This window comes from Enterobacter sp. 120016 (assembly GCF_018383635.1).
In the GTDB taxonomy this organism is placed as follows: Bacteria; Pseudomonadota; Gammaproteobacteria; order Enterobacterales; family Enterobacteriaceae; genus Enterobacter; species Enterobacter asburiae_D.
Genome location: NZ_JAHAWC010000001.1, coordinates 536,211 through 550,490 on the forward strand (window position 1 = coordinate 536,211; position 14,280 = coordinate 550,490).

The 14,280-nt window shown below is 59.2% G+C and carries 13 protein-coding genes; all 13 read right to left on the bottom strand.

Going from position 1 to position 14,280, the window contains the following annotated elements; all coding sequences use genetic code 11:
- A complete protein-coding gene (gene tssE / locus KIF87_RS02595; RefSeq protein WP_213327815.1) occupies positions 1–564 on the bottom strand; it encodes a type VI secretion system baseplate subunit TssE in 564 nt (187 codons plus the stop codon).
- Entirely contained in the window at positions 557–1,369 is an 813-nt protein-coding gene (locus KIF87_RS02600) for a type VI secretion system accessory protein TagJ (RefSeq protein WP_213327816.1), read from the bottom strand. Before KIF87_RS02600 ends, tssE begins: the two co-directional genes overlap by 8 nt.
- A 9-nt stretch (positions 1,370–1,378) precedes the next feature.
- Positions 1,379–2,377 (bottom strand): hypothetical protein, encoded by a 999-nt coding sequence (locus KIF87_RS02605; protein WP_213327817.1) that lies wholly within the window; start codon positions 2,375–2,377, stop codon positions 1,379–1,381.
- Positions 2,378–2,393: 16 nt separating this feature from the next.
- Positions 2,394–3,191, bottom strand: a complete 798-nt coding sequence (locus tag KIF87_RS02610) for a PP2C family protein-serine/threonine phosphatase (protein ID WP_014884226.1) — start codon at positions 3,189–3,191, stop codon at positions 2,394–2,396.
- Entirely contained in the window at positions 3,188–4,951 is a 1,764-nt protein-coding gene (gene tagH, locus KIF87_RS02615; RefSeq protein WP_213327818.1) for a type VI secretion system-associated FHA domain protein TagH, read from the bottom strand. The genes KIF87_RS02610 and tagH overlap by 4 nt, the downstream gene beginning before the upstream one ends.
- 86 nt (positions 4,952–5,037) lie before the next feature.
- Positions 5,038–5,391, bottom strand: coding sequence for a T6SS amidase immunity protein Tai4 family protein (locus KIF87_RS02620; RefSeq protein ID WP_213327819.1), 354 nt, complete (start codon positions 5,389–5,391; stop codon positions 5,038–5,040).
- Positions 5,388–5,879 carry a type VI secretion system amidase effector protein Tae4 gene (locus tag KIF87_RS02625; RefSeq protein ID WP_213327820.1) on the bottom strand — a complete coding sequence of 164 codons (492 nt, stop codon included), beginning with the start codon at positions 5,877–5,879 and terminating at the stop codon, positions 5,388–5,390. The genes KIF87_RS02620 and KIF87_RS02625 overlap by 4 nt, the downstream gene beginning before the upstream one ends.
- A gap of 58 nt (positions 5,880–5,937) precedes the next feature.
- The gene (locus tag KIF87_RS02630) at positions 5,938–6,420 is read right to left on the bottom strand and encodes an Hcp family type VI secretion system effector (protein ID WP_063143858.1); all 483 of its coding nucleotides are present in this window, start codon (positions 6,418–6,420) and stop codon (positions 5,938–5,940) included.
- A gap of 374 nt (positions 6,421–6,794) precedes the next feature.
- Complete coding sequence (gene tssC, locus KIF87_RS02635) at positions 6,795–8,294, bottom strand: type VI secretion system contractile sheath large subunit (RefSeq protein WP_023336028.1); 1,500 nt, start codon at positions 8,292–8,294, stop codon at positions 6,795–6,797.
- A gap of 3 nt (positions 8,295–8,297) precedes the next feature.
- Positions 8,298–8,822 (bottom strand): type VI secretion system contractile sheath small subunit, encoded by a 525-nt coding sequence (tssB, locus tag KIF87_RS02640; protein WP_008502644.1) that lies wholly within the window; start codon positions 8,820–8,822, stop codon positions 8,298–8,300.
- A gap of 75 nt (positions 8,823–8,897) precedes the next feature.
- The gene (gene tssA, locus KIF87_RS02645; RefSeq protein ID WP_121932094.1) at positions 8,898–9,914 is read right to left on the bottom strand and encodes a type VI secretion system protein TssA; all 1,017 of its coding nucleotides are present in this window, start codon (positions 9,912–9,914) and stop codon (positions 8,898–8,900) included.
- An 11-nt stretch (positions 9,915–9,925) separates the two neighbouring features.
- Complete coding sequence (tagF, locus tag KIF87_RS02650) at positions 9,926–10,642, bottom strand: type VI secretion system-associated protein TagF (RefSeq protein WP_213327821.1); 717 nt, start codon at positions 10,640–10,642, stop codon at positions 9,926–9,928.
- Between the two features lie 16 nt (positions 10,643–10,658).
- Positions 10,659–14,279 (bottom strand): type VI secretion system membrane subunit TssM, encoded by a 3,621-nt coding sequence (gene tssM / locus KIF87_RS02655; protein WP_213327822.1) that lies wholly within the window; start codon positions 14,277–14,279, stop codon positions 10,659–10,661.
- Position 14,280: the final 1 nt, after the last annotated feature.

The window sequence follows — 14,280 nt, forward strand, 5'->3', positions numbered from 1 at the left end:
TTACCCCGCATCTTTCAGTTCAAAATGGCCGTTTTCCAGATCGACATCGGTACGAAACAGAAACTCCAGCGGGTACGGCACGCACCACAGACGCCCTTTGATCTCGATGGAGAGCACGTTGTGCAGATCCAGCGAGGAGGTATCCGACACGCAGCGGACCTGCAGCCCCTGCGGCAAAATGCGCGGCTCAAAATTGACGATCGCCTCGGTGAGCTTGCGCTGGATATCGTGCCATTCGATATCCGACATTCTCTTTCCGGCCAGCGGCGCGACGCCGAAGTTGACCACCGAGCGGTTCACGTGCGGCAAGGCGCTCAAATCGCCGGAGGCATCGTGGTTAATGGTATTAAACAGCCACTGCAGATCCCGCAACACATTGCGGCGCAGCGCGGCGTGGGTGATCAGATTGCTGTTGGCCGACTCGCGTTTTTTTTCCGGGTCGTTATCGGTGAGGCGATCCAGCAGCGAGGGCTGCATTTTGTCGCGCGCCCCCACCTTCTCCTGCCTGCTGCGGGCTTGCCAGCCGCTGCGCAGCAGATCGCCTTCGCCAGCGGGATTACTCATCGGCTCCATCCGTCGCAAACGTCACGAGGCTTAAGGACAGCAGCGGGCTTTCGCTTTGCTCGCTCAGCCAGGCTTTCTGGCCCGTACCTTCGTAAAGGGTGCCGTCTTCGTCGAGCGGCTGCCATTCGGTGGTGCGGCCCAGTTTGACCGCATCAGTGGCATCGGCAGCAAAAGGATAACGCGCCGGGATCTGACACACCTGCTCCGTACCGTCGGTCAGGCGCACCAGCGCATGACGCCAGACCAGATCGGTCACGCTGGCAGGCGCCTGGAAACGGATCTCCGCGATAGCGCTAAACGGCAGCCAGAAATAGCGGCCGTTCACGATGGTTTCGCAGACCGGGCCGAGACGGGCGTCGCCATCCATCAGCCAGTCAAACACCTGCGTCTCCTCGTTTTCAAGGGTGATGTGGCCGGGGGTGGCCTGAGCCCGATCGAGGGCCTCCAGACGCAGCGCCCGGGCGCGCTCGCCCTCCTCGCTCAGCGCCGCGGCCAGAGTAGTCAGCCACGGCCACTGGGCTTCAGGCATGGCCGGACGCGCCTGTCCCGCCATCACCTGCGCGCGCTGCAGCTCGCCCTGAATGGACTGCTCCAGCAGCGTGACGGTAGGCTTCGCCTGAGGCTTCAGCGCCAGCCAGCTTTTCAGCTGGGTCAGCGCACGCGTCCAGTTGCCGCTGAGGGTTAAAAACTGCACGAACGCGGCGCGAAGGTCGGCATCCGCCGGACGGGCTTTGATTTCAGCCTCAAGGCGCGCCAGCGCATCGTTGAGCGACTCGCCCGCCAGGCGTTGATAGAGCGTATTCATAGCCATTCCTTAATTCGCCGCGCGCCATGCGCCGACGGCCGGATCGCGCAGCTGGGGACGCAGGGTGTCAATCAGAACGATATTCAGCGGCGTGCCGGGTGCGACCCAGGCGCTCCAGGTCTTTTTCACCGCCGCGATGCGCGCCTGCAGTTTTGCATCATCGCTGGCGATTTCACGGGAAATCTCCACCGCTACGGTGCCATTGCTTTTCCAGCTGTTCAGGGTGTTATCGTAAGGCAGGATCATCCAGCTCTGGTCGCTGTTTGGCGTGCTGAATACCATGCGTTCTTTGTTGACGGAGGTGATCAGCGCGTTTTCAGGGTCGGCGCTTTGATTCAGTCCGGTCACCGGGAAGCCATGGATGTAGGTCACCGCCATCTCTTTCTGTCCGCCGTTGCGGGACTGCGAAACAACGGTGTGTCCGCTCAGCCAGCTGCCGTTACCGCAGCGGGTGGTATCAGAATCCGGAATAAAGAGCGCCGGAGCGGACGCGCCACCTTCCCAGAAAGTGCGCAGGTGGCAGCCGTCCTGCAGGGTAAACTCCTGCCACGGCGTACGGTCAGCCGAGACAGTGCGCGATGCCACGTTCTGGTCTGGCGGCAGTAACGCGCCGCTGGCTGGGGTTGCGGTGACGGTCCCAGCAGGCGCGGCCTGCTCCTGTTTCACCACCAGCGCCCAGTCCTGCGCTTTGCCAGCCGTGCCCTGCGCCAGCGTGGTACCCGCCGGGTCGTTGAGCGTCCAGCTAAGCTTATTCACTTTGCTGCACTGGTGTTCCAGCAGTGCGCCAAGACGCGGCACAAAGTTCTCCAGCACGGAGACGTCTTTCTTGCCGTTCGCCACGATACGCAGCGCCACCTCAGGCTTACACCAGCTCTGCGGCGTGTTGTCTTTGATGTTGTCGATCCAGATATCCAGCTTCTGCGCAGGAGACTGCACGATGCGGAAATTCTCAGCCTGCGCGGTGGAGGTGACCGCCAGAAGTGCCAAACCCGATAGCCAAAGTTTCATATCGTTCCTTGTGTGTCTAATCAGTTCCGCAGGGAAGAAATTGTGCTGCGTCAGAGAGGGTGTGCAGCAAAGTGGTGTCCTGAGGGTTGCCCATCCATACCGCCAGGGCAGTATAGTTATCCTGAGCATTCCCCTCCTGTTCGCCATTCTTTTGAATGATTTGGTTCATTAAGGTCAGCCACTCCTGCGGCGTATTGACCATATGCAGCGACTGCTTCATTTGCTCTTCGCTGACGCCGTGCCAGAACCCGTCGGTGCACAGTAAAAAGGCATCGCCGTCTTCAACCTGCACCACGTCGCTGTAGCTCGCTTCCGGCCCGCCGTTTTCAATCCCCAGCGCCAGATAGAGCAGGTTGCTGTTCAGGTTGTCGGTCTGGTGCCCGGCATCTTTCATCTGCTGCACCAGGCTGTGGTCGGTGGTCACATGCCACAGCCATCCCCGGCGAAACAGGTACAGGCGGCTGTCTCCGGCATGCGCCCAGTAGGCCAGCCCGTAGTCACGGTCAATGAACAGGCTGACCAGCGTCGTGCCCATCCGGCGATAGTCCTGCACGGCCTGCTGTTCGCTGAGGATCGTGCGGTTCGCCGTCTGCACGTAGTCGCGGATATGCTGCGCGTTAAGATGTTTGTCGCCATCGAAGCGGGAGATAATGCTGTTGCGGGCCAGCTCTGCAGCCACCTCACCGCCCGGCAGGCCCGCGATGCCGTCGCAGACGACAAAGCAGGCTGAACGTTCCCCTATGGTTTCTCCCGTCTGATCCTGGTTGCTGGCGCGCGTCCCCTGGCGGGAGAGAGAAGCCGTTGCGATATTCATTTGTCTTCCGATCCGCTCTGTGAGTCTTTGTACTGATTTACCTCCATGTCGTACGCATGAAGGAAGGCCTCGCCGAACAGGGTGTGGAAGTCATCCTCAATCTCGCCAGCCGTCTCGCCATAGCTGCGTACAAAATAGTCCCACAGGGCGGCTTTGCGGCTGCCCGGCAGCGCCAGACGAGAGGTCATCCCGTTCTGCTTCGCCTGCTCTTCCAGCTGTTCCGGGTTAAAGGACTGCAGCATCGCGGCAATAATGGCGCGGATACCGGAGATCATGCCCAGCTGGTGCGCCTGCAGATCGATCAGCGCGTCGCGCACGGATTTTGTCGGCGGCATAAAGCCCGGCATCGGGGTGCCGAACATCTGGATCAGCACGGTTTTGCCGGTCGGTAACAGCTTGAACGGGTTGTTGGCATCGTCCAGCACCATGGTCATATCGGCTTTCACGCCGCGCTTGAGTATGGAGCGCGAAGAAAGCAGCGCCACGGTTCCCTGAGAGAACATGCCGAGGATCTGCCCCAGCTGACGCATGTTTTCACGGTCAAACTGCGGGACGGGCTGCATTTCGCTCAGCCCCATCCCTTCCAGCAGCGCCTCCAGCAGCTCGCCCTGCAATACTTCGCCCCTCTCACCGCTATTCGCCGTGGCGATTGGGGCGGCGGCGTTATTGACCGGGTCGATGCGCAGACGGCCCTTCGGGGTCTGAGCGCTGCTGCGCGCAACGGCCTGTGGCGTAGGCATGGTGAAGCCTGCGTAATCCGGTCGCGCGGGCTCTTCTTCAGCACGCGGTTCTTCCTGCGGCTCGGGGGCGAACAGCGGAGAATCGGCCAGCACGTCCTCTTTCTGCTCGGGTTCCGGCACTGGCGCAGGTTTTTCGTCAACAATGTCATCCGGATGGGTCAATGGCGCGCCGCCCATCAGCCCGAGCGGGTCGTCATTACGCGCGGCTGGCGCGCTGGCCTTACCGCCAAACAGGGCCAGCGGATCGAGCTCATCCGTCGCCTCCTCTTCTGGCTTAACGGGGCTATTCTCGCCCGGCGGCACCAGCGTTGACGGGGTGACGTCGTCAAAAATACTCTCTTTTTTGAACAACGCTTCGTCGCTGAACAGCGTGTCCGGGTCAACATTCTTACGCTCGAGCTTTGGATCGCTGTCGTTGAACATCGCCAGCGGATCTTCGGCGTTACGCTCCGGGGCCGCAGGCTGGGAGAACGGATCGTGCGATGCAGCAGGCTGCGGTTTTGTGCGGTTGCTGGAGATGCTGTCGGAGATGGAGAACTCCTGCATCAGGCTATCCCAGATCTCCGTTGGCACGGCGGTCGGCTCGGCCTTCCCGCGCGGTGCGGCACTCGCCGGTTTCGGCTGTGGAGAGGTCGCGGGTGCTGCTGTCGGACGCGACTGCTGATGCATGCTGGCCGCCATTCGGCTCACGGGCTGGGTATCGTGGATCAGTTCGGTGACTTCGATACGGTAGTCATCAATACCGAGAATGTCGCCATCCTGCAGTTCAACCTGACGCCCTCGCTCCAGCGGAATGTCATTTAATACCACGCGGGTGACGCTGCCACGGTTGGTCACGCGGCATTCGCCCTGGGCGTCAACGTGGACAATGGCCTGCAGACGAGAGATGGTGCGGTCATTATCCGGCAATACCAGATTGTTATCCGTACCGCGCCCAATGGTGCCGCCCGGGGCGTAAAAATCACAGCTGCTTTGCGGCGGCTGATGACCGGGTTTCGTAGAAATAATCGTGAATCGCATGGCGTATTCCTGCTGGTATGATTAGCGCTCAAACGCTGCCGCTCTCGGGACGAGAACGGCGGCGTTTGGGGCCGATTCCATCTGTTCTATTCTGGCGTTTTGAGCGGACGAATCGCGTCGCTATTGGCGATTAAGCTGCACTTCAAAACCTGATAATGACCCGGCTGAGTGCCGCCCACTTTCTCTTTCAGTAGAGAAGCAATCACCTTGTCAGCTTTTTCAAAGTTCTCAGCAGGGAGATTGCTTGCTTCGAGCCAGGCGGCGGCGCTGGCCTCTGCATCAGCTTTCAGGGCTTTGCTGTCCGCAATCTTACCGATACAGCGGTTTTGCACCCAGTTTTCAAAAATTTGTTGCTGCGAAAAAGCGCTGATATCAGGCAGCGTTTGGGCATAAACAGCAGAGGTATTTAATGCCAACACGAGCAGCAGTAAACGTTTCATTTCAGGCTCCAGAATGTTGCGTTGGTAGGAATAAATGAACCATTTCCTGGAGAACCAAGGAAATGACAGTCATCCGAGCAAATATTTCCATTCCAGAGTGTTACATGCCCGGTTGCATCGCTCCAGCCGTGACCGGTAAAGATGATAATACCTTGCTTGCCAGCAAATTGGGCAGGCGTTGGGGAAGAGACTGACATATCTGCATTGCCCAGTACCGTGGGTAGAAATGCAATCATATCTTTAACGCGGAACATATAGCGCTTTTTGTCGTCTCCGGTCACTGTCGCATATTTGCTATTAGAAGGAATCGGAATACCACAATAATTCAGGACGTAGCTCATACGTATTGGGCACGCATTTTTAAAAATACCGGCGTCGATATTATGCTGAACTTTTCCACCCAATAACTTGCCAACCTGTTCTACGTTTACGTTCACTTCTCTGAATCGGTTCCAGGCGGCGCCAAAAGCAGGACGCATTTGAGACATCTCATTTCTCCTTGATAAGAAGCTCAGGATAAAGTGAGCCCTTTCGGGCCCACTATTATTATGCTTCTTTGTTTTCTTTGATGTTCCAGCCAGCGCTGCTTTCAGCACCTTTACCACCAGACGTGGTCTGCTCCCAGTACTGCTGTTTCACTTTCGCAGCCTGGAATGCATAGGTCACACCAACGGTATCGCCGTTGTCTGCACCGGTGTACTGAACAGAAGTGACCAGCACATCTTCCAGCGTAATGCGGGAGTATTCCACCTGCTGGCCGCCAGCTTTACAGACGGACAGTTCAACTTTAGTCAGGTGTTTACCGCTAGCGCAGTGTTTCAGGACAGCTGTGGTGGATTTGTCGATCAGCGCGTTTACGTGCAGGTCGTTAAAGTTAACTTTACCGGCACCGCCGCCACCGCCAACGCTCATATTACCTGGCTGGGAAGCGCCCCAGGAGAAGGAGGTAATATCAGTCCAGCCGGTGTGGTTAGAATCTTTAGATTCGCCCGTAACACCCTCGACCTTCAGAAACATATCAATAGCCATAATATCTACTCTTCGTGGATGAACAATATTGCTTTCGAAAAAGCACTTATATGGCAAACAGGAAAGCATGGGGCTGAATAAAACCGTCCATATTTTACCTCTGCCTCACATCAAATGACCCGTGTCATTTGACAGTCTTACATTCCTTCGAAATAACGGAAGGAATGTGAAGTCATTATTACCGTGCGTTATTCTGGAACCTGTTAAGGACAGCATTAACAATTTAGCCGTCTTTCTTGCCGGGTGGCGCTGTGCTTACCCGGCCTACATTGGGCAACGATATAAATAGATTGCACATTTCATCGTAGGCCCGTGCAAGCGTAGCGCCGCCGGGCGAAACTCACTAAACGCACGTTGTCAGCAGTCTGACGCTTTTACGCGTCTTTCGTCTTCAGCGACGGCAGTTTAGAAACCAGACGCAGGGAAACGGTCAGACCTTCCAGCTGGTAGTGCGGACGCAGGAAGAACTTCGCGGCGTAGTAGCCCGGGTTGTCTTCAATTTCCTGCACCTGCACTTCCGCAGCCGCCAGCGGTTTGCGGGACTTGGTCTCCTGAGAGGAGTTCGCCGGGTCACCGTCCACGTAGTTCATTACCCAGTCGTTCAGCCAGCGCTCCATCTCTTCGCGCTCGCGGAAGGAGCCGATTTTGTCGCGCACGATGCACTTCAGGTAGTGGGCAAAGCGGCAGCAGGCGAACAGGTACGGCAGACGAGAGGCCAGACGCGCGTTAGCGGTCGCATCCGGGTCATGGTACTCCGCCGGTTTCTGCAGCGACTGCGCGCCGATGAAGGCGGCAAAGTCGGAGTTTTTGCGGTGAACCAGCGGCATAAAGCCGTTCTTCGCCAGCTCGGCTTCACGACGGTCGCTGATGGCGATCTCGGTCGGGCACTTCATGTCCACGCCGCCGTCATCGCTCGGGAAGGTGTGGCACGGCAGGTTTTCAACCGCACCGCCGGACTCCACGCCGCGGATCGAGGTGCACCAGCCGTACTCTTTGAAGGAGCGGTTGATGTTGGCGGCCATCGCGTACGCGGCGTTCGCCCAGGAGTAGCTGTTGTGGTTCGCGCCGTCGGTCTGCTCTTCGAAATCAAAGCTGTCGACCGGGTTGGTGCGAATGCCGTACGGCAGGCGCGACAGGAAGCGCGGCATCACCAGCCCCAGATAGCGGGCATCTTCGGATTCACGCAGTGAACGCCAGGCCGCGTATTCGGTGTTCTGGAAGATCTTGGTTAGGTCGCGCGGGTTAGCCAGCTCCTGCCAGGACTCCATCTGCATCACGCCCGGTGCGGTACCGGTGATAAACGGACAGTGCGCCGCAGAGCCGATGCGCGCCATTTCGCCCAGCAGCTCAACGTCCTGCGGGCTGTGGTCGAAGTAGTAGTCGCCCACGATGCAGCCAAACGGCTCGCCGCCGAACTGGCCGTACTCCTGCTCGTAGATTTTCTTGAAGATCGGGCTCTGGTCCCAGCCCACGCCCTTAAAGCGCTTCAGGGTGCGGCCCAGCTCCTGCTTGGAGATGCTCATAAAGCGGATCTTCAGCATCTCGTCAGTTTCAGTGTTGTTCACCAGGTAGCTCAGACCGCGCCAGGCGCTCTCCAGCTTCTGAAACTCGTCGTGGTGAATGATCTGGTTCACCTGCTGCGACAGCTGCTCGTCGATACCGGCAATCAGGTTCTGAATGGTACGGTAGGTATCATTGGAGAAGGTGACGGTATTTTCCAGCGCCTGCTGCGCCAGGGTTTTGACCGCGCTTTCAACGGCGGAGCGCGCCTGATCGGTTTTCGGGCGGAACTCTTTGTTCAGCAGCGCGCTGAATTCATCCTGGCTGAACGCCTGACCCGCCTGCTGCTCATGTTGTTGAGTCTGGTTGCTCATCGATTATTCCTCGCTACCTTTCGCGCTTTCGTCATTTTTCGGCAACTGGCTCAGGGATTTGAGCAGCGTCGGATCCTGCAGAATTTTAGCGATCAGCTCTTCCGCACCGTTTTTGCCGTCCATATAGGTCAGCAGGTTAGAGAGCTGGGTACGCGCTTCCAGCAGCTTGTTCAGCGGCTCAACCTTGCGGGCCACCGCATCCGGCAGGAAATCGTCCATGCTGTCGAAGGTCAAATCCACGTTGAGCTTGCCTTCGCCGGTCAGGGTGTTATCCACCTGGAACGCCACGCGCGGCTTCAGCGCCTTCATGCGTTCGTCAAAGTTGTCGATGTCGATTTCGAGGAATTTACGCTCGTCGACGGCCGGCAGATTTTCTACCGGTTTGCCGACCAGATCGGCCATGACGCCCATCACAAACGGCAGCTGAATCTTACGTTCTGCACCGTAGATCTCTACGTCGTACTCGATCTGCACGCGGGGGGCACGGTTACGTGCGATGAATTTCTGCCCACTGTTACTCATTGCCATGATGTTCTCCATCAAAGATGCGCGGTGAAGGTGAAACGGCAGGATCCATGCCTGTCGTCATAATGCCTGGACGCGTTATTCGCGGCGCCCAAAGATGTTTTCAAGTTGGTTAACGCCGTCTGGCGCCAGGTCGCGAATAATGTCCATAAAGTTAAGTTCTGACAGCCGCTGCACCCGTTCAATCATCAGCGGTGCGGGGTGGCTCGGTTCGTACTGCGCAAAATACTGCTTCGCTTTTTCCAGCATCAGCTGCGCGTCGGCGCGACTGGTGACCTGAACGCTTCGCCAGTCGGTGACCGGCTGAGCGGGCTGCGCTGTCGCCGACTGCTGCTCGGCCTGTGGTTCTGCCTGCGCCTCACGGTTCGGCAGCAGCTTGCTGATGTCGGTCACCTGACACGCGCTGGCGACCAGTCCGACGGTTTTCAGCAGCTGCTCCATCTCGGGCACGCCGCTTTCACCGAGATGCCCGGTGAGCAGCTCGCGAATCGCCAGCAGACGTTCGTTAATGACGATAACCGCTGCGGTTCCCGGCTGGTCGCCGCGGGCCAGTTCGTCAATCAGCCGTGGACGGCCGCCGGGATAGTCCGGACATTCCGTCTTGCTGCCGTCCAGTAGCGCCTGGGCATCCCGAAGGGAAATTTCATCGCCGTTTGAACGCAGAAGCGAGGCGTTTCGCACGGCGACGGTGAGGTCGGATTTATCGCTCAGCCCCGCCAGGGCGTTAATGCGATAGAACGGATCGGTTTCGCCATACTCTTCCAGCAGCGGATAAAGCGTCTCCCAGTAACGGGCGATCGCCTCCTGCACCAGCAACAATCCGTCCGCGTAGCCCGCAAGCCCGCGGCGGCGCGTCCAGGCATGGGTTAACGCCAGCAGTACGCGAAGATCTTTGGTGCGGGTCAGCAGGCTGGTGGCGAATTTTTCTACCGTGTTCCAGTCAGCGGGCTCTGCCGGGATAATAGTGTCGCCAAACTGCTGTTCCGCTTTCCCCTGACTGGCCTGATTCATGATCTGGAAGTCGGCGTCGTACTCCAGGTTTTCGCCGCAGGGCTTTTCGGGGCTTATTGGCGCGAGAAATTCTTCGATATTCATAAGATCCCTGCTTATTCAAACATGGGCGGATAGAGACCGTGACGCCCCGGACGGGCGCCTCCTGCCGGGTCGAACAGCAGGGTGAAAAGCTGCCCGGTAAAGTTACCGCTGTGCACGTGGGTGTAGAGCGGGTAGCCGTCGCAGCGGTTGGTCCACCAGTAGCTGGTCTGACGCAGCGGGTCAAAACACTCCGCCGCCTGAGGCCAGCCCAGCGTGCTCTGGCCATCCTCGTCATAGCCAATTACATCAAGGATGTCGGAACGCTTTTGCGCCTCGACGGGCTGCGGTGCCGGAATGGTCATCAGCATCTCATCCAGCTGCGAGGCGGAAAAACTGTTGCGCACCGCGTGCAGCCCCAGGCGCCCAATCTGCTGGTACCAGCTTTCGGCCTGGCTGAGCAGGCTGGTCGACCACTCTGACGGAGCGAAGCTCAGCTGAAGGCAAACCGGGTACTGTCGGCCAACGCTGTCGCGGCCGGGCAGCAGACAGCCCATCTGGATCATCTGGCTGCCAAGCATAGGCGGTACCACATAATTCCAGACTGGCGCTTTCTGGAACTGGCGCTCGCCGCTGCGCTGCTCTTCCTGCTGCCAGGCCAGCAGACCGACCTGGAACCAGTGTGACCACTGGCGCTGTAAAGTGTCAGGAAAGCGACGCTGCAAAAAATCTCCGGCGCTGGGTAATTTGCCATACCAGCTGTAGCGGTTCATCGCAGGGGTATTCGTCATACGGCTGTCCTTGCGGTTATGGGCATGAGAAACGGGGAAGCTGGAACGGGTTACGAATGCTGTTTGGCGCAAACTCCAGCGTGACCTGATGTCCGTCGACGCTGAAGGTGGCCTGACGGCTCAGGCTACCCGCGCCCGGGCTGGTGCTCGCTTTATCGAAGAAGCGGTTGAGCGCCCAGGCGCCGTTGGTGACCAGCGTCGCCGTGCTGCCGTTAGCCAGCCCCAGCTGCATGCGGACCTGGTTGGTGCCGCCCGGCCCCGGCCAGTTCATGATCTGCACGGCCTGCGGACCGTGGCTGTAGCGCAGCAGCTGGCCGTCAACGTCCAGCGTCAGGTTCAGAATGGTGTTATCCATTCGCACGGTGCGAACCGTCACCTTGAAGGACGGCGTCGTTGCGCCATTAGCAAAGAAGGCGTCGCGAATCGACTGGGCCTGCTGGAATGGTCTCAGCAGCCCTTCACTTCCCGGCAGCGTTTTACCGTCGATGCCCGGCATAAAGCGCCAGTTTGCCTGCGTGGTATCCACTTTATTGGTCAGATTGTCGCGGAAGAAAGCGTCCATCAGCCCGGTTCCCGGCGCAAACATGCGCGCGAGATCGTCAGGGGTGACCTCGGTGCTGGCGCTGCGCACCAGCGGGTAGCGACCGGCAATCGCCTGACGGCAGAAACCGCCCACCTCAACGTTAATCCGCTTCCGCACGTTTTCAAGGTCACGGCGCTGGGTATCGCTGCTGGCGCCCACCGCCATATTGCTGAACATGGTTTGCAGACCGCCCGGCAGGCGACCGGCGCTGGCCTGCAGACGGCTGATCGCCTCGCCGCCCGGTGCCGGCATACCGCTGTTGGCCGCGTCCTGGACGGCGGTCAGGTAGCGATAGAGCTCGTCCACCTGCTTGAGAAAATCATCAAACACGATGGTCTTCCCGCCCTTCTCCAGCGGCTGCGCCAGCTCAATCATCGGCGCATAGTGGTCGGTCACCAGCTGTTCCGGCGCCTGGGTGACCACGGCGGCCTGGGTCGGCGCAGCGTCATTGTTGCTGAACAGGGCTTCCAGCGTACGGGTGGCGCGGTTGCTCTGCGCCTGCGCTTTACCCGCATCTTCCGGCGCTGGCGCATTGCGTGACAGCGTCAGGACCTGGCTCAGGTTCTGCACCAGGCGGCGCAGCGGCGAGTTTGCGCCGGAGAGCAGGCGCGCGGTGTTAATGCGCTGGGAAAGATCGGCGCTGTTATTGAGCTGAATGTCGGCGAGAAAGCGATCCCAGTTAGCGATAAAATCGCGCATGTAGAGCTGGCGCACGGCGTTATCGATCTGCTGTTTATCCTCCTGCGCCGTGGCGGCCCCCAGCACCCAGGCGTCGTCCTCGTGCAGGGCGGTGGTTACGCTGTCAATCTGGCCGTTAAAGCTTTTCCAGTAGCCGTCCGGCGTATACAGACCCGGTACGCCTTCGCTCACCGGCTTGCCGCTTTTGCGTGAAAACACCAGCTCGCTCTGCGGTCCGCCCAGGTCGGAAAGGGAGACCGGCTTCAGGTTGTCATCATGTTCCAGCAGGCGTTTGAGTCGACCGTATACGCGCGTGGAGAGCGGCTGCTGGTTGATCATCGCTCTTTCGCGGGCAACCAGAGATTCATCCTGCGCGTACGGCGAGGCCTGAATTTTCGGTTCCAGCAGCTGCGTCAGGTGCCATTCCAGCTGCTGCAGCTGCGCCTTCGTGACGTTCTGCGGCAGATTTCGCTGCAGATTGAGCATCACCCACGAATGCAGGAATTTGCCGTCATAGTGCTTCGGCTGATACAGCATCTGATAGGCTTTCAGCGCTTCATAGCTGTATTCCACATCGCTGCCGTTGTCGTTGCGAAGCCAGGTAGTGATGTGCATGGCGACGGCAGGCAACAGCATCTGATCCAGCGCTTTCTGGTACAGAGACTGCGCGGCATCGCTGACGTCATCCCCGCGATAGAGCCCCATACGGCGGGATACTGGCGGATCGTTGACATCAAACGCGTCGCTTTTCGGCAGGTCAACCAGACCATTCAGCAGCGGCAGCAGATCGAACAGGTCACGCTGCGGCTGGTTCTGTAGCGCCTTGCTCTGCTGGTCCAGCAGCGGCACCTTCGCATCCACCTCTGCCAGATAGGTTTTGTTTTTGGCATAGCTGGTCAGCCACAGCCCGCCGAGGATCGCCAGCAGGGCCAGCAGCGCCGCGTAGCCGGACCAGATCACCGCCCGGTTGCGCAGCTCCCACCAGCGGTTTTCGCCCGCGATCCCGGCTTCCTGGAAGATGACGTTTTGCAGCAGGTTCTTAATGAAGAAACTCTGACCTTTAGCACCCGGGATAGGCGCTTCTTTGCTGACCGAATCCCAGTTATCCGCCTCCCCCCCTTCCGGCAGCGACAGCGCGCGGTTCAGTTCGCCCATCACGCGGTCGAACGGCATGCCTTCCTGAGTCCCGCTGGCGAAGTAGATCCCGCGCGGAGAGAACTCGGTTTCGAAGTTGGAGCGGGCAAAGACCGTGCTCAGGTAGTCCGCCAGCAGCGGACGCAGCGCGGCGAACTCCTGCGGGAAGAGATACGCTTCCGCGCGGGTTTTCGCGTCATGCTCTTTCAGCATGGTTTCCGGCAGCCCGGCATCGAGGCGCTGCTGGAGCAGAGAAAACTCCTGCTGGAAGTTGCCCATCAGGTCGTAATCGGCGTGTTTGGTTTGCTCCCACGGCAGGGTAAAGCCCCAGATCTGGTCGCGCTGCGCTTTATCGTAGTCGGCAAACCAGGCGCGGAAGCCTTTAAGCAGGTCGGCCTTGGTCACCATCACGTACACCGGGAAGCGGATACCCAGCTGTTCATGCAGCTCGGAAAGACGCTGACGCAGGTTTACCGCCTGCTGGCGGGACGCCTCGGCGGACTGGGTGAGCAGGTCAGAAATGCTGATGGTGATGATGACGCCGTTGATCGGCTGGCGGCGGCGATACTTACGCAGTAACCCCATGAACTCCAGCCATTCGCCGGCGTCCTGCACCTGCTCGCTCTCCTGGGTGGTATAGCGGCCCGCCGTGTCCAGCAGCACCGCCTCATTGGTGAACCACCAGTCGCAGTTACGCGTGCCGCCAATGCCCCGCAGCGCGGTTTTACCGAAACGGTCGGCCAGCGGGAACTGCAGCCCGGAGTTGACCAGCGCCGTGGTTTTACCGGAGCCCGGCGCGCCGATAATGACGTACCACGGCAGCTGATAGAGATATTGCGTGCTGAAGCGCTGCGTCCACTGGGCGCTCTGGCCCGCTTTGCTGAAGTGCGCTTTTTTAAGCATCTGCGCGGCTTCATCAAAACGGCTGGCGAGGATCTGCTCCTCGCTGTTCAGCCGCTTCTGCGGATCCGCGGCTTCCGGGCTGGCGGTATTCTCCTTGAGCTTGTCCATCAGCTTGCGGTTCAGCCAGGCATTGTACAGGCGCGGCAGAATGTGGCCCTGTGCCCAGAGCAGATAGACCACGGCAATGCTGATAATACGGTTCTGTTCAGACTCAAGCGGTCGGGTGTCCACGATGGACAACAGGGGACCAATCATCCAGATCACCGCCGCAAGCGCCGTTACGCCGAGGAAGCTCCACAGAATGCGGTTGGTCAAGATGGAAAGAAGTGTAGTCAGCATC

Excerpts from the sequence above, each read along its gene's own strand:
- tssC (WP_023336028.1), bottom strand. The coding sequence starts at position 8,294 with ATGAGCAACCAGACTCAACAACATGAGCAGCAGGCGGGTCAGGCGTTC.
- KIF87_RS02610 (WP_014884226.1), bottom strand. The coding sequence starts at position 3,191 with ATGAATATCGCAACGGCTTCTCTCTCCCGCCAGGGGACGCGCGCCAGC.
- tssA (WP_121932094.1), bottom strand. The coding sequence starts at position 9,914 with ATGAATATCGAAGAATTTCTCGCGCCAATAAGCCCCGAAAAGCCCTGC.
- KIF87_RS02625 (WP_213327820.1), bottom strand. The coding sequence starts at position 5,879 with ATGTCTCAAATGCGTCCTGCTTTTGGCGCCGCCTGGAACCGATTCAGA.
- tagH (WP_213327818.1), bottom strand. The coding sequence starts at position 4,951 with ATGCGATTCACGATTATTTCTACGAAACCCGGTCATCAGCCGCCGCAA.
- tssE (WP_213327815.1), bottom strand. The coding sequence starts at position 564 with ATGAGTAATCCCGCTGGCGAAGGCGATCTGCTGCGCAGCGGCTGGCAA.
- KIF87_RS02605 (WP_213327817.1), bottom strand. The coding sequence starts at position 2,377 with ATGAAACTTTGGCTATCGGGTTTGGCACTTCTGGCGGTCACCTCCACC.
- KIF87_RS02630 (WP_063143858.1), bottom strand. The coding sequence starts at position 6,420 with ATGGCTATTGATATGTTTCTGAAGGTCGAGGGTGTTACGGGCGAATCT.
- KIF87_RS02620 (WP_213327819.1), bottom strand. The coding sequence starts at position 5,391 with ATGAAACGTTTACTGCTGCTCGTGTTGGCATTAAATACCTCTGCTGTT.
- tssM (WP_213327822.1), bottom strand. The coding sequence starts at position 14,279 with ATGCTGACTACACTTCTTTCCATCTTGACCAACCGCATTCTGTGGAGC.
- tssB (WP_008502644.1), bottom strand. The coding sequence starts at position 8,822 with ATGGCAATGAGTAACAGTGGGCAGAAATTCATCGCACGTAACCGTGCC.
- KIF87_RS02600 (WP_213327816.1), bottom strand. The coding sequence starts at position 1,369 with ATGAATACGCTCTATCAACGCCTGGCGGGCGAGTCGCTCAACGATGCG.
- tagF (WP_213327821.1), bottom strand. The coding sequence starts at position 10,642 with ATGACGAATACCCCTGCGATGAACCGCTACAGCTGGTATGGCAAATTA.